The sequence below is a fragment of the Pseudomonas sp. IT-P4 genome (genome assembly GCF_949767755.1).
Classification (GTDB): domain Bacteria; phylum Pseudomonadota; class Gammaproteobacteria; order Pseudomonadales; family Pseudomonadaceae; genus Aquipseudomonas; species Aquipseudomonas monachiensis.
In genome coordinates this window covers 65,339-86,639 of record NZ_CATKPX010000089.1, presented here as the reverse complement: position 1 = coordinate 86,639, position 21,301 = coordinate 65,339, and the positions used below count along the sequence as shown (strand labels likewise).

At 60.5% G+C, this 21,301-nt stretch carries 17 protein-coding genes; 1 reads left to right on the top strand and 16 read right to left on the bottom strand.

The window, feature by feature from the left end; genetic code table 11:
- The first annotated feature begins 4 nt into the window (after nucleotides 1-4).
- Entirely contained in the window at nucleotides 5-868 is an 864-nt protein-coding gene (locus tag ACM6IT_RS26260; protein ID WP_414914577.1) for an efflux RND transporter periplasmic adaptor subunit, read from the top strand.
- Between the two features lie 53 nt (nucleotides 869-921).
- Here the strand turns inward: ACM6IT_RS26260 and ACM6IT_RS26255 are convergent, their stop codons facing one another.
- The 16 genes from ACM6IT_RS26255 to yaaA all read right to left on the bottom strand — a co-directional run bounded on the left by ACM6IT_RS26255 (nucleotide 922) and on the right by yaaA (nucleotide 21,264).
- Nucleotides 922-1,320: a DUF4440 domain-containing protein gene (locus tag ACM6IT_RS26255; protein WP_414914578.1), complete on the bottom strand. Its 399-nt coding sequence runs from the start codon at nucleotides 1,318-1,320 to the stop codon at nucleotides 922-924.
- A gap of 119 nt (nucleotides 1,321-1,439) precedes the next feature.
- On the bottom strand, nucleotides 1,440-2,264 hold the full coding sequence (locus ACM6IT_RS26250) for an SDR family oxidoreductase (RefSeq protein ID WP_414918985.1): 825 nt from the start codon (nucleotides 2,262-2,264) through the stop codon (nucleotides 1,440-1,442).
- A 33-nt stretch (nucleotides 2,265-2,297) separates the two neighbouring features.
- Nucleotides 2,298-2,762: a hypothetical protein gene (locus ACM6IT_RS26245; protein WP_056726200.1), complete on the bottom strand. Its 465-nt coding sequence runs from the start codon at nucleotides 2,760-2,762 to the stop codon at nucleotides 2,298-2,300.
- A 204-nt stretch (nucleotides 2,763-2,966) separates the two neighbouring features.
- A complete protein-coding gene (locus tag ACM6IT_RS26240; RefSeq protein ID WP_056726199.1) occupies nucleotides 2,967-4,418 on the bottom strand; it encodes a mannose-1-phosphate guanylyltransferase/mannose-6-phosphate isomerase in 1,452 nt (483 codons plus the stop codon).
- A gap of 208 nt (nucleotides 4,419-4,626) precedes the next feature.
- Complete coding sequence (locus tag ACM6IT_RS26235) at nucleotides 4,627-5,283, bottom strand: alginate O-acetyltransferase AlgF (RefSeq protein WP_414914580.1); 657 nt, start codon at nucleotides 5,281-5,283, stop codon at nucleotides 4,627-4,629.
- 14 nt (nucleotides 5,284-5,297) lie between these two features.
- Complete coding sequence (locus ACM6IT_RS26230) at nucleotides 5,298-6,473, bottom strand: alginate O-acetyltransferase (RefSeq protein ID WP_056726197.1); 1,176 nt, start codon at nucleotides 6,471-6,473, stop codon at nucleotides 5,298-5,300.
- An 11-nt stretch (nucleotides 6,474-6,484) separates the two neighbouring features.
- Nucleotides 6,485-8,050 carry an MBOAT family O-acyltransferase gene (locus ACM6IT_RS26225; RefSeq protein ID WP_056726196.1) on the bottom strand — a complete coding sequence of 522 codons (1,566 nt, stop codon included), beginning with the start codon at nucleotides 8,048-8,050 and terminating at the stop codon, nucleotides 6,485-6,487.
- A 195-nt stretch (nucleotides 8,051-8,245) separates the two neighbouring features.
- The gene (locus tag ACM6IT_RS26220; protein WP_056726195.1) at nucleotides 8,246-9,370 is read right to left on the bottom strand and encodes a mannuronate-specific alginate lyase; all 1,125 of its coding nucleotides are present in this window, start codon (nucleotides 9,368-9,370) and stop codon (nucleotides 8,246-8,248) included.
- An 8-nt stretch (nucleotides 9,371-9,378) separates the two neighbouring features.
- Nucleotides 9,379-10,830 (bottom strand): alginate O-acetyltransferase, encoded by a 1,452-nt coding sequence (locus tag ACM6IT_RS26215; protein ID WP_056726194.1) that lies wholly within the window; start codon nucleotides 10,828-10,830, stop codon nucleotides 9,379-9,381.
- Nucleotides 10,831-10,840: 10 nt separating this feature from the next.
- Entirely contained in the window at nucleotides 10,841-12,430 is a 1,590-nt protein-coding gene (gene algG, locus ACM6IT_RS26210; protein ID WP_414918984.1) for a mannuronan 5-epimerase AlgG, read from the bottom strand.
- Nucleotides 12,431-12,456: 26 nt separating this feature from the next.
- On the bottom strand, nucleotides 12,457-13,941 hold the full coding sequence (locus ACM6IT_RS26205; protein WP_056726192.1) for an alginate export family protein: 1,485 nt from the start codon (nucleotides 13,939-13,941) through the stop codon (nucleotides 12,457-12,459).
- Complete coding sequence (gene algK, locus ACM6IT_RS26200) at nucleotides 13,938-15,437, bottom strand: alginate biosynthesis TPR repeat lipoprotein AlgK (RefSeq protein ID WP_414918983.1); 1,500 nt, start codon at nucleotides 15,435-15,437, stop codon at nucleotides 13,938-13,940. Before algK ends, ACM6IT_RS26205 begins: the two co-directional genes overlap by 4 nt.
- Nucleotides 15,438-15,452: 15 nt before the next feature.
- On the bottom strand, nucleotides 15,453-16,622 hold the full coding sequence (locus ACM6IT_RS26195) for an alginate biosynthesis protein Alg44 (RefSeq protein ID WP_056726190.1): 1,170 nt from the start codon (nucleotides 16,620-16,622) through the stop codon (nucleotides 15,453-15,455).
- Between the two features lie 36 nt (nucleotides 16,623-16,658).
- Nucleotides 16,659-18,140: a mannuronan synthase gene (gene alg8 / locus ACM6IT_RS26190; protein ID WP_409078410.1), complete on the bottom strand. Its 1,482-nt coding sequence runs from the start codon at nucleotides 18,138-18,140 to the stop codon at nucleotides 16,659-16,661.
- Between the two features lie 200 nt (nucleotides 18,141-18,340).
- Entirely contained in the window at nucleotides 18,341-19,657 is a 1,317-nt protein-coding gene (locus ACM6IT_RS26185) for a nucleotide sugar dehydrogenase (protein WP_046041959.1), read from the bottom strand.
- Nucleotides 19,658-20,484: 827 nt separating this feature from the next.
- Nucleotides 20,485-21,264, bottom strand: coding sequence for a peroxide stress protein YaaA (yaaA, locus tag ACM6IT_RS26180; RefSeq protein ID WP_414918982.1), 780 nt, complete (start codon nucleotides 21,262-21,264; stop codon nucleotides 20,485-20,487).
- Between the last annotated feature and the right edge of the window lie 37 nt (nucleotides 21,265-21,301).

Here is a 21,301-nt window from a genome sequence, read left to right as displayed (position 1 = left end):
CCCGATGAAAAAGTTTTTCAGCCTGTTCGCGACCTTGCTGGTGCTGGCCCTCGCGCTGTGGGTCGGCCGCTCCTTGTGGGAGCACTACATGAACACGCCATGGACCCGTGACGGCCGCGTGCGCGCCGATATCATCAACGTCGCCGCCGACGTCACCGGCGAAGTGGTGGACGTGCCGGTGCGCGACAACCAGCTGGTGAAGAAGGGTGATTTGCTGATGCAGATCGACCCCGAGCACTACCGTCTCGCGGTGAAACAGGCACAGAGTCTGGTGGCATCGCGCAAGGCGACCTGGGAGATGCGCAAGGTCAACGCCCATCGTCGTGCCGACATGGACAATCTGGTGATCTCCCGGGAAAACCGCGACGACGCCAGTAACCTCGCCGACTCGGCCCTGGCCGATTACCAGCAGGCCCAGGCGCAACTGGAAGCCGCCGAACTCAACCTCAAGCGTACGCAAGTGCGTGCGGCGGTGGACGGTTACGTCACCAACCTCAATGTGCATCGTGGCGACTACGCGCGCATCGGCGAGGCGAAAATGGCCGTGGTCGACATGAACTCGTTCTGGGTCTACGGCTTCTTCGAAGAAACCAAGCTGCCCCATGTGCGCGTGGGTGATAAGGCCGACATGCAACTGATGAGCGGCGAGTTGCTCAAGGGCCATGTGGAAAGCATTTCACGCGGCATTTACGACCGCGATAATCCGCAGAGCCGAGAGCTGATTGCCGATGTGAACCCGACGTTTAACTGGGTGCGTTTGGCACAGCGGGTGCCGGTGCGGATTCACATCGATGAAGTGCCGGAAGGGGTGCTGTTGGCGGCGGGGATTACTTGTACGGTGGTGGTCAAGCAAGGTGAGGGGGCATAACCGATAGACCGACTTGCTCGCGAAGGGTACAACGCGGTCCGTCAGGAGGGCGTTCACTCTTTGCAAAACGTCTCATGCAGATGCCGCCAGATCACTCGGCCATCAACGTGTTTCTCAAACACCACAGTCGAGCGGCGATCCGAGTGCAGCCCGGTCGCATCGGTCTGTTGCTCGCGGTAACTCACGGTCGCGCCTGCATCGTGCAGGGCGATGCCACGCAATTCGCTGAGTTCAATACGAAAGCCGAGCTTCTTGCCGCCCGCCAGCAGGAACAGTTCGCTCAGCGCTGCAAAATCCAGCACTCGGCCTAAGGGCGAGACCATGGAAAACTGTTGGGAGAAACGCGTCAGCAGTTGTTCGAGTTCAGCCGCGTCGCGTTCCTCGGCCAGCCATTGTTCGATGGCGACGTGCGCCTGGATCACTTCGTCGAAGTATTCGGTGTAGTCGGTCATGTTTGATTCCTTGAGTTCTGTGGAGTCTGTTCTGGCGCCTTCGCGGGCAAGCCCGCTCCCACAGGGGAACGCATTTCAAATGTGGGAGCGGGCTTGCTCGCGAAGGCGTCGACTCGGTCTCAGAGTTGCCCACGCAACCCGAACCGCTTCATCAATCCCGATTCCAGCAACCCCTTCGGCAACAATCCGGCAAGCAACGGCAACGCGCGGCTGCCATTACCCAGGCGGATCAGCCGTGGCGGTTTGGCCTGCTGCACCGCCTTGAGCAATCCGGCCGCAAATTCACTGGCCGGGGTCGGGTTGTCCTGAGAGGCTTTGGCCCGGGCGCGTATGCCTTCGCGCAGTGGAAACCATGGTGATTGCTCGCTGATCAACTGCTCGGCTTCGTGTCCGGCATTCTTTGCAAAACTCGAAGCGATGGCGCCGGGCTGAACCTCCATCACCCGCACGCCAAATGGCGCCAGTTCCATGCGCAAGGCATCGCTCAAGGCATGCACGGCGGCTTTCGAGGCGCAGTAGGCGCCGGCGAATGGCGTGACCAACACACCCGAAACGCTGCCGATATTCACGACCAAACCTTTGGTCCGGCGCAGCACGGGAAACATCGCGCGGGTGACGCCAACGACAGCGAACACATTGGTTTCGAACTGGCGCTGCATGGCCGGCACGCCGCCATCGAGCAGCGGCCCCATGGCGCCATAACCTGCGTTGTTGATCAGCACGTCGAGACCGCCGCGCTCCTGGTTGATGCGCTCGCTCAACTGCTCAAGGGCAACACCGTCATTTACGTCAAGTTGCACGGCGGTAAATCCGGCAGCGCTCAGCATGGCGACATCTTCGGCCTTGCGCGCACTGGCCCAGACTTCATAGCCGGCGAACTTGAACGCATCGGCAAGGGCGCGGCCAATGCCGCTGGAACAACCGGTAATTAACGCAACGGGCATGGCGCATTCCTTGTGCAAAAAATGGAGGAGGGGTCAGTCGGAAAAACTACCCTGCAATCGCTCGGCGCGAAACTCCAGGGTTTCCGGACGGTAGCCAGGACGCAGTGGCGGCAGCGGCAAACAGTCTTCCCAGTTACCACCGGCCTGCAATTCGCCGGGGCCGCGATAGCGCGGGGCGGTGTATTGATTGTCGGCCAGGTTCACCGTATCGCCCGGTGCATAAGCCGCGACCCGCCAGCGCAACTCAGTCAGCGGCACGTCATTGCCGTTGTTCAGGGTCAATTGCAATGGGCGGTCGGCGGGACATTGTTGTGGCGCGTAACTGATGCGCAACTCCAGGCGTTGCAGCTGCTTGAGCTCGTGGTGGTCCATCCAGATGACCCAGGTGGCGACGATACCCAGCCCCGCGGCGGCGGCCATGGATACGGGCAAGGCCTTGGCCGGATAGCGCAGCAACAGGATCAGCCAGGTGATGACCAGTAGAACGCCGATGAACATGACGTGAAATCTCGGGAATAGAGAGGGTCATCCTACCTAAGCGCAGGTGGGGTTGGCGATGGGCGATTAGGGGGTGTGCTGACTGCCCCATCGCGAGCAGGCCAGCCAAGGCAACACAAATCCAGTGCAAAAAAAGCCCCCGCCCAGCCTGCTGCGGATAGGGAACGCAACAGGCTGGACGAGGGCTTCTTGTTTTACTGAACGTTACTGCGCGATGGTTTTCACCGACACGCCACGCTCAACCGGCGTCGAGCGCCCGTAGATATCTTCAAACCGCTCGATATCGTCCTCACCCAGGTAGCTGCCGGATTGAACCTCGATGATCTCCAACGGAATCTTCCCCGGGTTACGCAGGCGATGCACCGACGCGATCGGAATGTAGGTCGACTGGTTCTCGGTCAGCAGGAACACGTTCTCGTCACAGGTCACCTCGGCGGTGCCGCTGACCACGATCCAGTGCTCGGCGCGGTGGTGGTGCATCTGCAGCGACAGGCACGCGCCCGGCTTGACCGAGATGTGCTTGACCTGGAAGCGCCCGCCCATGTCCACCGAGTCGTAGGAGCCCCACGGACGATAGACTTCGCAGTGGTTCTGGGTTTCGCTGCGGCCCTGTTCGTTGAGGGTGTTGACCATCTGCTTCACGCCTTGGACCTTGTCCTTGTGGGCGATCATCATGGCGTCCTTGGTTTCGACCACGACGATGTTTTCCAGGCCGATCACCGACACCAGCTTGCCGTTGCCGTGGATCATGCAGTTTTTGCTGTCCTGGATCACCACGTCGCCTTTGGTGACGTTGCCGTTGGCGTCCTTTTTATTGACCTCCCACAGCGACGACCAGCAGCCGACATCGCTCCAGCCCGCGGTCAGCGGCACGACGCAGGCGCGTTGGGTTTTTTCCATCACCGAGTAGTCGATGGAATTGTCCGGGCAGCAGGCGAAGGTGGCTTCGTCGAAGGTGATGGTGTCGGCATCCTGATGGCTGCGCTCCAGGGTCAGCAGGCAGGTGTCGTAGATGTCCGGATCGTGCTTCTTCAGCTCTTCGAGGAAGCGGCTGGCGCGGAACAGGAACATGCCGCTGTTCCAGAAGTAACCGCCGGACTGGACGAACTCGGTAGCGCGCTTCACGTCGGGTTTTTCGACGAAGTGCGAGACACGGCTGACGCCTTCAGGCAGCAGCGAGTCGTTGGTCGACTTGATGTAGCCATAACCGGTTTCCGGCTTGGTGGCCGGCACGCCGAACAGCACCATTTCACCGTTTTCGGCGGCGACGGTGGCCAGGGCCAGGGCGCGTTGCAGGGCTTTCTGGTCTTCCAGCACGTGGTCGGCCGGCAGTACCAGCATCAGCTCGTCGCGACCTTCGCTGACCAGCATCATCGCAGTCAGGGCCACGGCCGGCGCGGTGTTGCGACCGAACGGTTCCATCAGGATGCGTTGGGTTTCCAGTTTGCGCGCCGCTAATTGCTCATTGACGATGAAGCGGTGGTCCTTGTTGCAGACCACGATTGGCGTGTCCATGCCTTCGAACACCAGGCGTTCCAGGGTTTGCTGGAACAGGGTGTGTTCGCCGGTCAGGGCCAGGAACTGCTTAGGGAATTGTTTACGGGAAAGCGGCCAAAGACGTGAGCCACTACCACCTGACAAGATCACCGGAATCATGTTGTTACTCCTTGAATATCGATTGGTTAGAGCTACTGCGTTCTGTCGTTTCACTCTTGTTTTTGTTCCGTGTCGCAGGGGTTGCGCTGCCTGTGTAGGAGCTGCCGAAGGCTGCGATCTTTTGGCGCATTCAATGACGCCGAGAATCAAAAGATCGCAGCCTGCGGCAGCTCCTACAGAGATCGACGTTACCTCTGCGGAAAGTTCTTTAGCGCGTCGACACCGGGCGTTTTACCCAGACCGGCGACAGGCTGCTGCCGCTGCCGGTGACGTACAGCACCGCGGCTTCACCGCGTTCCAGGGCGACCGGTTTCACGTCGCCGACCTTGGTGGTGCCGTCGTACAAGGCCAGGCTGACCTTGACCGGGTTGATTTCACGTTCGCCGCGACCCTTGGGCGCAACGTTCGGGACTACGTCGGTCTTGCCATCGGCGGTCTTCAGGGTCAGTGCCTTGTCGCTGAGGTTTTGCACGCGTACCAGGGACTTCTGCTTGTTCTTGAACGGCGGCTCTTCGATCAGTTGCGGTGCGCCGCTGGCGTTGTTGACCAGGGTGTAATAGTGGTCGCCGGCCAGTTTCACCGGCAGGCTCTGGCTACCGACCTTGGCGCTGTAGTCGCCGCCCGGCATGAAGCTGAAGTCACTGCTCGACAGTGGCGCGACATCGCTCAGGTTGGTGTTGCCGACGGTGGCGCTGACTTCGGCGTTGCTGGCGTTGTAGATACGCACGAAGGTCGAGCCTTTCGGTGCGGTCGGGCCGTACAGGGCGGCGTCGCCACCGGCGAAAGCCTGTACCGACAGCACGCTGAGGCCGGCAACCAGGGCAAGGCGTTTGGCGAGACGACGAGGAGTTGTAGTGAAAGTCATGGTGTACCTCTCTTTCAGTTTTGCGCCCGGTCGGGCGTCTCGGATTTGTTGTTGATGGCTACGTTTTGTTGGCGGGCGCCGGCTTGTTTAAGCTCTGCGACCCACTGCGGGTCGGCGTCGCCGATTTCGTTGTTCACAGGCAGATATCGTTCAGGGAACTCCCAGATCAGCACCTGTGGCGGGCTGTTCTTGAAGGCGTCGCTCTTGAGGTAGCTGAGCATCGGCAGAATCGGGCCATGGCCGTCTTCGGCGTAATTGACCACATCGCTGTTCAGCGCTTGCTTGAGCGCACCGACGAAGTTCCAGTTCGGGTTGGCGCTGTAGCTGGTGCCAATCAGGGCCACCGGCACTTCGGTGTTGGCGAACAGCGCGTCGTCACCGGCGGATTGATCTTCAGCCGCGACCGTATTGCGCTTCTGCAATTGCTCCTGTTTAGGCATCAGGTTTTCGAACAGCGGGTCCAGTGGCAGGAACAGACGCAGGTCGCCCTTGTGGGTGATGGTCTCGGCAGGTTCGGTGACGAAGCGCTGCGGCTCGCCGCTCAGCGGGTACTTGTCGGCAATGGTCCTGGCCAGACGGTTGGCGGCGATCTCGGCACCTTGCGGCGTCCAGTGGGTGTCGGTGCGCAGGAACACTTGCTGGCCATCCTGCTTGGCCTGTTGCAGCGGGCCGAGCAGGTCAGGGGCCGGAATCCGGTCGGCGGCCAGGCGCTGGTGGAAGTCCTTGTAGAGGTTGGCGTGGATGCTCGCCGGTTTCACCTCACCGAGGTGTTCCGGGTACAGGCGAACCTTGGCCGGAACCACGGCCATCACCAGTTGCACGCCTTTTTCCTTCAAGGTCTGGCGCACGCCTTCGACCAGCGCGTAGTTGCCTTGCAGGTTCAGCTCTTCGTTGACCACCGGGTGGAATTCTTCATCGCTGTACAACCACTGGTCGCGACCGAGCACCACGCCCGGACGACCTTCGTTGAACAGTTTGAAATCCAGCGCGGCCCAGAGGTTGGTGCCCAGGCGCTTGATCGGGAACTCGTCGTCGTAGTGCGTTTCCACGGCCTTGGTCCAGCGACCGTTGAGCACCGTCGCATCGGCGTTGGTACTGAAGCCGAAGAAGCTGCGCACCGACCACAGACCGAGCACCAGCAGGGTCACCAGGAACAGCGCGATGTAGAAGATGCGTAATGAGCGGGTCATGGTCAGATCCCTCAGAACTGGAAGTAAAGGAACGGCGAGAAGCTTTGCGCCGAGAGTTTGAGAATCGAGGCGATGAACAGCAGCAGCACCAGTGCACGCATCACGTAGCGCGACCAGTCAGCGGTCCAGTAGGCCGGTTGCACCTGAGCTTCGACGCCGACGGTGTAGCCAGGCTGATGGATGCTCGCCGGGTTATCCCCTGGCACGGCCTTGATCGTTCCCGGTGTCGCAGCGGCCGGGCCGTCGGTGTCGACGTTCACGGCAGGCTTGGTCTTGACCGGAGGCTGATTGGTGTAGAAATCCCGCAGGCCGAAGAACGCCAGGGTCACGTAGGCCACGATCAGGGTTGCCACTTGCAGGCCGGTGAGGCTGGCCTGGTTGAGTTCCGACAGCGACCAGTCGCCGAAGCTGAACATCGCGCCGTACATGCGTCCGGCGACGTGCAGGTTTTCCGCGCGGAAGATCACCCAGCCCATCACCACCAGCAGGAAGGTCAGTGCCCAGCGGATCGGGTTGAAGCTGCGTGGCGAGGTGTTCAGGCCGATGGCTTTCTCGATCGCCAGCCACATGCCGTGCCATGCACCCCAGACGATGTAGGTGATGTTCGCGCCGTGCCACAGACCACCGAGCAGCATGGTCAGGAACAGGTTGCGATAGGTCATCAGCGTGCCTTTGCGGTTACCGCCGAGGGTGATGTACAGATAGTCACGCAGCCAGGTCGACAGGCTGATGTGCCAGCGGCGCCAGAACTCGGTGATCGACTGGCTGACATACGGCTGCTTGAAGTTCTCCATGAAACGGAAACCCATCATCAGGCCAAGGCCGATGGCCATGTCGCTGTAACCGGAGAAGTCGAAATACAGCTGCGCGGTGTACGCCAGCGCGCCGAGCCAGGCATCGCCCGTGGTCGGGTTTTGCAGGGCGAAGCAGTGGTCGGCCACCACCGCCAGGGTGTCGGCGATGAAGACTTTCTTGATGAAACCCTGCATGAACCGCGTGCAGCCCTCGGAGAACTTGTCGAGGGTGTGGGTGCGGTTGTTGAACTGGTCGGCCAGGTCGCGGAAACGCAACACGGGGCCGGCAATCAGGTGCGGGAAAATCGCCACGAACGCCGCGAAGTCGATCAGGTTGCGGGTCGCCGGGGTGTCGCCACGGTAGACGTCGATGATGTAGCTGATGGACTCGAAGACATAGAACGAGATCCCGATCGGCAGCAGCACGTGAGTCAGGATGAAGGGCTCAAGGCCCACCGACGTCATCATTGCGTTGATGCTGTCGACGCCGAAGTTGGCGTACTTGAAGTAGCCGAGGATGCACAGGTCGACGGCCACGCCGAGCAGCAACCAGCGCTGCGCCGGTTTGGTCCTGACCCCGGCGGCCCCGACTTTCAGGCCGATCCAGTAGTTCCACAGGGTGACGCCGGCGAACAGCGCGAGGAAGTCCACACGCCACCAGGCGTAGAACACGTAACTGGCAATCAGCAGCAGCAAATTGCGATAGCGTTGCCCGCTCAGATAGTACAAGCCGAGGAAGATCGGCAAGAACAAAAACAGGAACACGTTGGATGAAAAAACCATCCCGGTCTCTCCTTGTTTGAACCAACAGTCAAGGGCCAACGGCCCCCCCAAACCCCCCACGGAAATCCGGGGGGCTAACTCACAAAACCTACTTTCGACACCGACCCTGTAGGAGCTGTCGAAGGCTGCGATTTTTTAAAAGCAGGATCAAAAGATCGCAGCCTTCGGCAGCTCCTACAGGGGGTTGTGTCTGGTCTAGGAACCCTTGCTGCCCTTTTCATTGGCCGGGTCGTAGACCTTGGTCAGGTCACCGCCGAGGCGGAAGGACTTGAACGGTTGCATCTTGTGCTTCTTCGCCAGCACCTCGGGCGAGCAGGTGTAGAGCGAACAGAACGGTTCGAGCCAGGCAAATTTCGAGTCGACCTTCAGGTCGGTCATGTCCTGTTCCTTGCCGTTCTTTTCCTCGAACTCATCCGGGTCTTTCACCCCGGACAGCACCCGGTCACCCAGGCGTTTGAGTGCGCCATTGTTTTCCTGACGCAAGTCCACACCGTTGACCTGAGCGAAACTGGCGATCATCGCCAGCGGCGGCAGGGCGTAGTTGTGGTAAGCCAGGGCCCGTTGCTGACGCTTGAGTTCGTTGGGCAGGTAGCCGTCGGCGTCGACCTGGTTGGCGCCGACCTTGTATTCCTTCACTGCCCAGTCGAACAGGTCGCGACGGTTGGTGGCGACGGAGGTGGCCATCACCGACCAGGCGGCCCAGTACGAGTGGTTGTTGGTCTGGTCGAGCGGCAGGTTGTCCCAGTCGCTGACCACCTGGTCGGCCATCTTGCTGAACCAGGCTTCGATCAACTGCGCTTGCTGTTGATGGGTGGCCAGCGGGCGGGAGTCGGAAAACTTCAGGCGGATGTACGCCGAAGCCATGCTGCCCAGCGCCCATTTGCGCATCGACTTGCCAGTGTGGTTGAAGTCCTTGGACATCAAGGCATCGGCCTGGGCCCAGGTCGTCAGCCAGTTCAGCATGCAGTCAAGCTGTTCCGGGCGACCGTCACGCATGAACTGCATCACGTGCTTGCTGATGCCGCGCTCGATCTTGGTGATGTCGGCGGTGCTTTCGCGGAAGGCTTTTTCCGACTGCTCGTTCAGGGTCGCGCGGGCCTTGTCCGAACCTTCGTACTTGCTGCGAAATTGCAACGAGCCGGTGTACGGCGTCGGCACCGCATCGCAGCCTTCGCTCTTGTCGCCCGTCTTGAATTTATCCACAGGCGCCAAATAGCCCTGGGGTGGACGCAGTGGCGCAGCCGCTTGCGTGGCCCCGGCGAACATCGCCAGGCTCAAGAGCGTCGGTGCCAACAGAGTTGAAAATTTCGGATAGCGCATAGCAGACCTCATTGCCCGACCGAAGCAGTACGCTGTTCGGCGCCCGGGAATACGTTGCGTTTGCAGATTTTCGCTTCGACTTTCTGTGGCGCGGCACCCGCTTGTTCCGGGCCCTGGACTTCAACGGCCAGCAGGTTCTGCGAGGCCCAGTCTTCGTCCGTGCGCAACTCGAAGGCGAAACGCCCGTCGGTGTCGGAGGTTTCCGGTTTGTCGATCTTGATGTCCTCGTGGCGACCGTTCATGTACCAGAGGGTGGCTTGCAGGGTTTTCACCGACGTGTCGGCGAAGCGAATGTCGACCTGGTGGCTACCGTTGCGCAGGTCCATGTTCTTGCTGTTGACCATCAACTCGTTTTTGCCCGGCTTGAGCGTGGCGCTGCCGGACATTTGTGCATCCTTGCCTTCGCAACCGTTGTCCAGCAGCGCCATCATCTGGCGGTAGATGGTTTCCTGGTCGAGGCGGTACAGCGGCGAGAATTCCCAGATGAGAATCTTCGGCGGGTTCTTCTGGAACTCGTCGCTGCCCAGATACTGCAGCATCGAACCTTCCAGGCCGCCGCCGGGGAACGCTACGTTGAGGATGTCGGCGCCGATGGCCTCTTCGAGGAAACCGGCGAAGTTGTAGTTCTTGCCGCTGTGGGAGGTACCCACGAGGGTGATTTGCGGATTGCCGGAATCGCCGAACAGATCGCCATCGCCCGCTTCGCCCTTCGGCTCGGTGGTGAACTGATCCATGTACTGGATCGCGTAGCTGGTGCCACAGAGTTGACCGGCCATGTTGTGCAATGTTCCGGTCTTGCCCATGCGACCCGATTTTTTGGTCTCGAATTCGCGCTTGGGAATGTCGGCGAACTCAGGCAATTGCTTGACCTTCTCGGCGACGATTTTCGCCGTGCGCTGGGCGCCGTACGGGGTCCAGTGCTGGTCACCACGGAAGTAGAAATCGTGGGCGGGCAGGGTGTCGGGCAACGACTCGTTGGTCAGCGGCGACAGGTCCGGAACGACGTAGCCCATCTGCGCGAAACGACCGAGCATGGACTTGTAGTTTCTCAGCGCCTTGTCGAAGTCGAAGCTGGCCTTCTCCGCCGGGTTGAGCTTGTTGCGGTTCACCAGGCCACGGGTCGGCTGGTACACGACAACCAGTTCCACGCCTTTGCTCTTGAACGCATCGTGCAGTTGTTTCATGCGTTTGTAGCCGGCGGGCGTGGTGTCGAATTCGGTGCGCAAGTCTTCTTGCGTACGGAACAGCCAGTCACCCTGGGCCTGCACCAGCGTGGTGAAATTCTGCTGATAACGGGTGGTGTAGTTCTTCGGGTCGTGGGCGGCCGGGCACAGGCTGCAGCACGGTTCGGCAGTGAATTTTGGAGCCTGGACTTCATCGGCACGCGCGCCGCCGCTGGCCGCGAGAATGCCGGCGGTCAGGGCCGACAGGCTGAGTAGTTTGATCAAGTGTGGGTGCATAAGATTATCCTCAGTCCCGCATTTCGGTCTGGCGTTCGACGGGGTCGATCAGCACGGCTTTCTGCTGGCGCACCAGCAGGTCGAGAATTTCATCCTGGCGCTCGCCAAGAATGCCGGTGAAGCTGATGCCGCTGGATTTGGTCGGTGCGAGCATGGACACGCGATACAACTCGACACTCAGCGGCGAGTCGATGGACAGCGGTCCGCTGCCGTTTGCCGCCAACTCACCGCCGACCACGATCAGCGACACCTGGGCGTCGAACGGGTCGAGCTTGATGTCACGGTCGGTGTTGCTCAGGTCCTTGATGTGCCCGTAGACACCGGTCAGGCCGTTGGCCATGGAGACGTTTTCGTACAGGCGAATGTTCACGCTGTTACGAATGCGGATGCCGTGGCGGCGGTTGCTGACGACTTTGTTGCCCCACAGCAGGTTGTCGGCACTCTCGTAGAGGGTGATGCCGTCGGTGTGGTTCTGGTAGATCTCATTGTGGGCAATCAGGTTGTTGACGCTGTTACGGTCGATCACCAGGCCCGACAGCTTGTTGTCATAGCTGCGGTTGTTGAAGATGAAGCTGTCGTTGACCTCACGGGAAATAATGATCCCGTGCTTCTTCTTGGTCCCGTACACCGTGTTGTCGGCAATGATCAGACCGTGGGAACGGTCGTGCGGATCGATGCCGTAGACGATGTTGTCTTTGTAGGTGTTGCCCTTGACCACGAAGTCGCGGGTCTCATAGCAGTAGAAGCCGTACCACATGTCCGAGAACTCGGAGCCGACGATCCAGCCGGTCGGCTCAGGGCGCTTGAGCACCTTGGCCATGTTCGGCGTGTACTGGGAAATACTCACGCCGTAGGACTTACTGTTGGCATAGCCGAAACTGGCGATCTTGCTGTTGGCGATGTAGGTCTCGGTACCACCCCAGGACAGCAGGAACGGACGGAACTCCTTCGGCGAAGTGAACGTCGCCGGGCCGTTGTCCTTCTCGCGCCAGCCGGTGATTTTGGTGTCGCGCACGAACAACTGGCCGTCGTTGACCAGGAACGCACCGGCCTCCTGGGACAGGCGCAGTTCCTGGGTCTGCTTGTCGATTTCCAGGATGCCGTGACGACCGACCACGATCGGCAACTTCGCCAGGTACACACCCGGCGAGGTTTCACTGAAGTACTGCTTGGGGACCTTTTTCGCCAGGTCCTTGAGGTTCATGTAGCCATCGTCGACGAAGATCGCCTGGGGGATGCCGTGCTGACGCACCACCCACTCGGCCATCTTGTTGTCGCCACCGATGAAGTCCTTCAGGGCGTCTTCCTGCATCATCCGGCGCAGGCTGATCTTGCCCGGTTTGCTGCGCACGATCTTCGCGGCGATGGCTTCGGCTGTGTAGCCGGAAACGTCCGGCAGTTTCGGCTTGGCCAGTTCCAGCGGCGCGGTCGGTGCGCTGCTGACGGTGTAGGTCTTGGCCTGTTGCAGTTCCTTGGCCGTGGTTACCGGCTTGGCCGGTTCCACATTGGCCGGCGCCACATTGGCGAAGCCAGTCGCACTGGCCAGCAGCATCGCGCCGGCCAACAGGCTGATCGAGCCTTTTCGGGCTGGATGATTCATCTGGGAGACTCCCTTCGCGGTTTGCATCAGAAGCGCCAGATCACGTCGATGAACGCGCGGTGCATGTACGAATCGACTTCCTTGCCGTACGCATCGCCTGGCTTGAACACGCCGCCACGGAAGCGCACCAGGGCCGAAGGCTCATCGATCGCCTGACTCATCGACGCCGGCAACAAGCCTTGCTTGAAGTACTTGGTGACCACCAGATCCATTTCCTGACCGAGGTCTTTCTCGCCATCGTTCAGTGGCAGCGAAGTACTGGAGAGGATCGCGCCGGTCACATCGTCGGTGTTGTTCTCGACGGCGTTGATGCCATTGCTGCCGACCGGCTTGTTGCCGTCGACACGCCAGAACTTGTGGTAGATCAGGCTGGCGTCGTATTCGTCGTTGAGCATCCACGAACCGAACAGGGTGGCGCTCTGCATGTTGTTCATTTCGCCACGGAAGGCCTCGCCGAAACGGTGCACGCGCGAGCGGGTGCCGGTGTAGTTCGAGCGGTTACTTTCCAGACCGTTCTGTTCGTAGTCGGCGCTGGCGCGGGCATAGGCGGCACCGACTTGCCATTGCGGATCGAGGCGCAAGCGCACGCCGACATCGGTGGCCCAGCCGTTGAGGTCTTCACCGCGCTTGGCTTCAGTTGGCGGCGTGCCGTCGGCGTTCAGCGGATTGACCTTGTCGATGTCGCCGCTCATGCCGGTGATGCTGCCCCAGTAATTGACGGTGTTGGTGTTGCGCCAGTTGTAGGCGTCGCTGTCGGCGGTCAGGCCGAGCCAGCTGATGTCACCGTTCTGTTTCTTGTCCAGCGAATCGGTCGGTACACCCGGCTCCGGGTAATCGAGCTTGCCGTTGTCATGGGTGTGATGACCGCGAATGCCGACCCAGTTGCCCGGTGTCCACTGGTACGCGGCATCGGCGTAGGCGTGCAGGCGATCCTTGTCTTGTGGCGACAATTCCTTGAGGTCGGTGCGGTACTCGCTGAAGCGTTCGGCGATACCGACGTTGGCGCGCAGCAGGGTCGTGTCGAAGGTCCAGTTCAGGGCTTCGATGTTGGTGTCGCGCCATTGGCCGTCGTCATTGCGCAGGCGCTGGCGACCGAACTTCAGGATCTCGCCGGGGTAGGGCGTGAAGCCGCTGTAGCCGACCCAGAACTCACGCATGGCCAGGTAGTTTTTCTTGGTCTCGCGATCACCGTTGTCGGTGTTCTCGGCGCCATCGGATTGTTGCAGGGTGTCGGTCTCGATGATGTCAGTGGACGTCACCGCCTGACCCATGGCGTAGGCGCTCCACGCGCCGCTTTCGCCGTAGACCCACGGACGCAGGTCGAGGCCGACGCCATTGACGTCGCCGCCGGGAGCGGTGCCGAGGTCGCGGTCATCTTCGGACTGGCCGGTGATTTTCACGTCCAGGCCGAAGTTCTTGGTTTCTTCAGTCATCGCAGCAAGCGTCGGGCAAGACCAGATCAGCGCGAATGTCAGGCCAATACCGGCCTTCATGAATGGATTCAACTTCATTGGGATTCCTCGCCATCTTCTTCTTGCAGGGCATGCATTTCCGGCGTGTTCGGGCTCAGGGCACCGCGCACGGCCTGTTCTTGTTTCAGCAGGCGTTGGGCTTCGGCCAACCGGTCGGGCGGCAATTGCGTTTGGATTGTTTGCGCAAGCTCGGTGGCTTGCGGAGTGTTCTGGGCCAGGGCCAGTTGGCTGAAGACGTAGGCGTTCAGCGGATCAGGCTTGGTGCCCTTGCCTTGGGAAAACAGTTGGGCAATGGCGAAGTCGGCGCTGTTCTGGCCGTTGCGCGCAGCGGTCAACAGATGGTCGAGAGCCTTCTGCGGGTAGACTTTGCCCAGGTAGCCACGGCGATAGATCTGGCCGAGGTAGTAATCGGCAGCGACTTCACGGCCGACGGCTTTCTGGAAATGCGCTTCGGCGACCTTGGCGTCGGCCGGCACCAGTTTGCCTTCGAAGTAGAGCTTGCCCAGCAACAGTTCGGCGCGAGGCTGGTCGGCGGCGCGACCGTTGTCCAGGTACTTCATCATCTGGTCGACGTCGCCCAGTTCCGGGAAGTCGTAGAGCAATTGCGCGAGGGTGACCCACGATGCCGGGTAGCCCGGTGCGATCGGTTCGAGCAGCGACTGCGCGGTTTTCTCGTCGGTCTTGCCCAGGGAGGCATCGGCGAGCACGCGGGCGACGCTGTCGACGCGCTGCGCCGAAACGGTGCCTTGGGCATGAGCCGCTTGCATCTGCTTGATCAGCTCGGCCTGTTGCTCTGGCTTGGCCTGTTTCTGATAGACCGTGGCCAGTTCGACGTAGCAGATATCGCTGATGTTGAGCGCGGCCTTGCAGATTTTTTCCACGTCATCCAGATGCTGGTCGTAGGTACCCTGGGTGCGATAGAGCAGCACTTGCGCCAGACCCGCTTCCGGTTTGTTCTCGGCACGCCATTGGCTGATCTGCTGCTGGGCGTTCACGTTGGGAAAGCTGTGCGGGTATTGCAGGTACAGCATCGCCAACGGGATCAGCGTATTGCCTTCACCTGCCGCAGCGGCTTTTTTCAACAGGGTTTCGGCTTCGTGTTGTTCCGCTTCGGTGGAACCGGGCTTGGCCACCAGCAGACGACCGAGGCGTGCCTGGGCGCGCGGCGAAACGCTGGCTGCGGCGCGGTAAGTCGCCTCGGCCTGTTTCATCTGCGCCGGGTCACGGCTGTCGACCTGGATATCGGCCAGGCCGACCTGGGCTTCGCTGTAGCCCAGGTCTGCCAGTTGCCGGTAGTTCGCCGCGGCAGTGGTGGTGTCACCGCGCTTTAGCGCTTCGTTGGCCAGGCGTTGGTCGGGCAGGCCGGCGCAACCGGCGAGGCTCACCGCCAATGCAACGGCACACAAAGAGCCCATTTGGGAGCGGGCTTGCTCGCGAAGCAGGCGACTCGGTGCATCAGACAGACCGCGTCGATCCCATCGCGAGCAAGCTCGCTCCCACAGGGTCGGCGGCGTGTTGAGGGTTGGAGTAGTCACAGGCATGTCCTCGACTTAAAGACCGACAGCCATGGCTTTGTCGATCAGCCAGTTCAGGTTCGGGCCACGGTCGCTGTTCACTTCCACCGGGCGGCCGGCGAGGGAGCTGTCCAGGGTTTCGTCCGGCTGGATCAGCACGCGGATGTCCGAAGACAGATCGGCGCTTTTCAGGCTGGTGCTGCTGACGATCTTGCCGGTGCGGCTCTTGTCCTCGCCGGCGATCTGGAAGCGCACCGAAGTACCCGGGCGCACGTCGCCGAACTGGCGATAGGAGAAGCGCGCTTCAACATTGGCTTCGCCGCCCCGCGGGACCAGTTGGAAGATCACGTCGCCCTTGCTGGCGTACTGACCGTTGGCGACCATTTGCTGGGCCACGGTGCAGTCGCAAGGCGAGGTCAGGGTGCCGGTCATCTGCTTGCCGAACAGTTCTTCAACCTTGGCCGGTTGCAGTTGGTCTTCGTCCAGATGGCCCTTGAGCACGTCGAGCATGCTGGTGCTGAAGGTTGCCAGCGGTGCGCCCTTGGCGGCCACGCCGTCGGCTTTCACCAGGCTCTGCACGGTGCCGTCGCGGGGCATGGTGATGTTCACGCCCGGCACGCTGACCAGGCCGGCCTGGGCATGGCTGACGAAGTACATGCCGTACACCGACTTGAAGACAAAGCCGAATGCAGCCACGCCGACAACGAAGATCCCCAGGCTGAAGGTCACGGCTTTCAGGCGGCCGAACGCGGACATGCCGTGGCCGCCGTCCTTCGTCTTGCGTGCCTTGGTGAAGTTGTCGCGCTGCAGGGTCGCCAGCATTTCACCCACGCTGACGATGTCGCCCGCCAGGTGCGAAGTGATCAGGTGGCGCAGGGTCGAGATGTCCCGTGGTTCCAGGTTCTGGAACTGACAGCCGGCGCGTCCGGTCTCGCGGTCGAAGGAGCGGACCTGCAACTCGACGTCCATGGCCAGGCCGAGGTTGTCGATGACGAATTGCAGGCGGGCCTTGTACACGTCACCCACCTTCAGCGGCAACTGACCGGCGTTGAATGCCAGGCCACCGGCGGACAGGTCGATCACCCGGGCTTCGACCGGCGTCCGGTCAGGGCCGAAGAAACGCAACTTGGCCGGGATTTTCACTCGGGCGTGTTGGCGCTGGGCTTCGGATTCGTGCACTACGTTGGCGTTGACGGCGGTATTCATAGGGGGCGTTTTCCTAGTTAATTCAGGCGAGTTCGGTCAGACCATCAACAGCAGCACGGCGACAAAAATGCTGCCGGCAGAGAAGGTCATGGTCCGAGACGACCAGGTGTTGAACCAACGTTGAAAGCTGGCGAGATCACGGGTCAGGGAAGTGGGTTGGCGAGTCCAGGACTGTTGGTCGAGGCGGAAGAACACGTAGATCTTCACCAGCGCGCCGACTATCTGGTTGTAATAGAGAATTGCCGGGTAGGCCGGGCCGATCCGGTGTCCGGAGCACGACAGCAACAAGGTCAGGATGAACCGGGTGATGCCGATCCACAGCAGGTACACCAGGATGAACGCGGTGCCGTACTTGAAGCTGGCGATCAACGCCACGGTCAGGCCCAGCAGCGAGGTCCACATCGACACGCGCTGGTCGAACAGCACCACCGAAGTGAACACGCCAAGGCGTTTGACCCCCAGGCCCAGGGCACGGGAGTTCTGCCGCAGGTTGTTGCCGTACCAGCGGAACATCAGTTTGCGGCTGGCCTTGATGAAGCTCTTTTCCGGCGGGTGTTCAACGGTGTTGATCGCCGCGTCGGGCACGTAGAACGTGTCGTAGCCCAGGCGCATCAGGCTGAACCAGCTCGACTTGTCATCGCCGGTAAGGAACTTGAAGCGGCCCAGGCGCCAGTGTTGCAGCGAGTCGCTTTCCACGTCGGCGATGAAGTCCGGGTTGGTGACCACGGTGGCGCGGAACACCGACATGCGGCCGGTCATGGTCAGCACGCGCTTGGACAAGGCCATCGAGCACATGTTGATGTGGCGCTGGGCGAAACGCAGCTTGTGCCATTCGCTCATGATGTAGCCGCCGCGCACTTCGCAGAATTCGTTGGTGGTCAGGCCACCGACGTTGCCGAACAGCTGGAACCACGGCACGGTCTTGAGCACCACGCCTTCGGCCAGCACGGTGTCACCATCGATGACAGCGACCACGGCGCGATCATCCGGCAGGTGCCGGGAGATGGCGCGGAAGCCGTAGGCCAGGCCATCGCGTTTGCCGGTGCCGGGAATGCGCACGAAGTCGAGCTTGACCCGGGACGGCGGGTTCATCCGGTTCCACAGGCTTTTGACCAGCAGCTCATCGGACATTTCCACGATGGAGCAGACCACGGTGGTCGGCAGGCCGCAGTCGATGGCTTCGCGGATCACCGAGCTGTAGACCTGCGCGGTGGTCAGGGCATCGATGCGGAAACTGGTGACCATCAGGAACACGTGGGACGGGTCAGCCGCTTTGCCCAGCTTGCGCACTTTGCGCCGCAGGTACGGGTAGACGATGTACAGAAAAATCATGCCGCGCACAAAGTGAGTGGCACCCATCGAGTAGCGCCAGATACCCACGGCGCCAATCAGGAAAATGAAGTCCTTCGACTCGGAGTCGAACGTGGACACGGGCAACGCCATGGCGAGACCCATCAGTAAACTCAGGTAGAACAGCCAACCGGCGGCCTGGAGTAGGCCGTGCTTTAGCCTGTGCATAATCTGCATCCGTCTCGATCTCGGGCGAGCCTTTGGGGTGGCCCGATGGGGTTAAGGCAGGCCTGTGAAAACTGGCGGCACCCGCTCTGGATGACGCCAGAATCCCTGTAGGAGCTGGCGAAGCCTGCGATCTTTTGATCTTCAGCAATCACGCCGGCGCCAAAAGATCGCAGCCTGCGGCAGCTCCTACAGATACCGCGTTACCAGCAGATGCCTTCGGCCCGGCTATTGGTGCTGGTGGCCTTGGACATGAAGCCCACCAGGTCGATCACCTGCTTGCCGTGTGGAACGTCCTGCACCAGGGCGCGGAATTTCTCGTCACGGTTGCCGAGGATGATCACGTCGGAGTTGTTGATCACCGCGTCGAAGTCGGAGTTGAGCAAGGACGAGACGTGAGGGATCTTCGACTCGATGTAGTCCTTGTTCGCACCGTGAACGCGGGCGTACTCGACGTTGCTGTCGTAGATGCTCAGGTCGTAGCCCTTGCCGATCAGCATTTCCGCCAGGTCGACCAGCGGGCTTTCGCGCAGGTCGTCGGTGCCGGCCTTGAAGCTCAGACCCAGCAGGGCGACTTTGCGTTTGTCGTGGCTGGAAACGATGTCGAAAGCGTTCTGCACCTGGGATTCGTTGCTGCGCATCAGCGAGTTGAGCAACGGCGCTTCCACGTCGAGGGAACCGGCGCGGTAGGTCAGGGCACGCACGTCTTTTGGCAGGCACGAGCCGCCGAAGGCGAAACCTGGGCGCATGTAGTACTGGGACAGGTTGAGGGTCTTGTCCTGGCAGACCACGTCCATCACTTCGCGACCGTCGACGCCGACCGCCTTGGCGATGTTGCCGATTTCGTTGGCGAAGGTGACCTTGGTGGCGTGCCACACGTTGCAGGTGTACTTGATCATCTCGGCGACCGCGATGTCCTTGCGGATGATCGGTGCGTCGAGCTCTTCGTACAGCGATTGCAGGACGTCGCCGGACGCCTTGTCGAATTCGCCGATGACGGTCATTGGCGGCTGGTCGTAGTCGGCGATGGCGGTGCTTTCGCGCAGGAACTCAGGGTTCACGGCCACGCCGAAATCAACACCGGCCTTCTTGCCGGAGCAGTCTTCGAGAATCGGGATGACCACGTTGGCCACGGTGCCCGGCAGCACGGTGCTGCGCACGACGATGGTGTGGCGGGTGGTCTTGTCGCGCAGGACAAAACCGATTTCGCGGCATACGGCCTCGATGTAGTTCAGTTCCAGGTCGCCGTTCTTCTTGCTTGGCGTGCCCACGCAGATCATCGACAGGTCGGTGTCGCGAATCGCCTCGGCGAAGTTGGTGGTGCCACGCAGACGACCTGTCTGGATGCCTTGGGCCAGAAGTTCACCCAGGCCCGGTTCAACGATCGGCGATTTGCCGGCATTGATCATATCGATCTTGTCTTTGGCCACATCGACGCCAACGACGTCATGGCCCCGTGCAGACAGGCAACCGGCACATACTGCGCCGACGTAACCCAAACCAAAAATGCTGATGCGCATCGCAATTACCTCTCTGTTATCAAGCCTGTATACATCAAGCCATTAGATGGCCGGAGTTAATGGTGTTCAGCGTGTTTTAGTGCACTCGCAAGTGTGCCTTACAGGCACGACAATGCCCTGTGCTGGCATATAAGTTACGAGTGTCTAAATAAGTGCACTCAAAGTGTGCGCAACTAGGCCTTGTTGTTATGATTTGCCCTGTTATGCAGCCGATCCTCCTGTCGGAAGGATGCGGGTGCAACGGCCTTGTACGCTTGATGTCAGGCCGAAAGCCCGTGGATCAAGCGGTTGGGTGCTCGGGTGAGCACGTTTATATGGGGCGCTGTCGTGGCCTTGTAGGGGATAGTCATACCGCGTTATCTCCTGTCCGATTGCTGTTGTCCAAATCAGTGATTAGTCAGCGCAAGTTAGTGTTTCAACTTCGCAACATGAATCGCTTATCTGCGTAAGTTATCTCGTACACGCTCGGCGAGAATCGTTACCGGTGGTATGAGCGGCGCGTTTGGACATAGTTCCAGTCCGCTCATCGCGAAATCTGAAATTTCTTGAAATATTGTGAAAGATGGCACTGCTCTCAAATTGATAGCACTTGCCGTTTCGCCCTTTATATATAGGCGGTTCATTGGCTGGGATATTTTTGTGCCACCACTGTTAAAAAAAGTCAGTGCCACTACGCAAAAAAATGATTGAAGTCGAGTGAAACTAAAGTTAGAAAATCGGGTGGTGTTTTTCTGGCGCCATGAAAATGGCGAAAAGGCGGGGAAGGCTGAAGTGAGTCGAGGGTCGGCGCACGAGCGGGTGTGAAGGTCGTGCGCCGACCGGATGCATCACTCTGGTGCGTGATCGCGCAGAAACACCAGATTGTCCGGCTTGGACTGTTTGGCGCTGTAGCGATAGCCTTGAACGTCGAATTGCTTGAGGGTGGCCGGGTCATTGATGCGTTCTTCGATGACGAAGCGGCTCATCAAGCCGCGGGCCTTTTTCGCGTAGAAGCTGATGATCTTGTACTGGCCGTTCTTCAGGTCCTTGAATTCGGTATTGATGATGCGCGCGTTCAAGGCGTTGCGCTTGACCGCCGAGAAGTACTCGTTGGACGCCAGGTTGAGCAGCACGTCATCGCCCTGATCGACCAGGGCTTCGTTCAGCCATTCGCTGATGCGCGAGCCCCAGAAGGCATACAGATCCTTGCCTCGGGCGTTGGCCAGCCTGGTGCCCATTTCCAGGCGATAGGGTTGCATCAGGTCCAGCGGGCGCAGCAAGCCATAGAGGCCCGAGAGCATGCGCAGGTGTTTTTGGGCGTAGTCGAAATCGGCTTCGCTGAGGGTTTGCGCATTCATGCCGGTGTACACATCGCCCTTGAAGGCCAGCAACGCCTGCTTGGCGTTTTCCGGGGTGAACGCGGGCGTCCAGCTGCCGAAACGCGCGGCGTTGAGCCCGCCGATCTTGTCGGAGACGTGCATCAACTCGCTGATTTGCGCGGGTGTCAGCTCGCGCAATTGCAGGATCAACTCCTGGGAGTGGTCCAGGTACTGCGGCTGGGTGAAGCGCTGGGTCGCCGGCGGTGTTTCATAGTCGAGGGTCTTGGCGGGTGAAATCACCATCAGCATGAAGTCGTCTCCTTTAATCGTGGCGGCGATTCTAGGG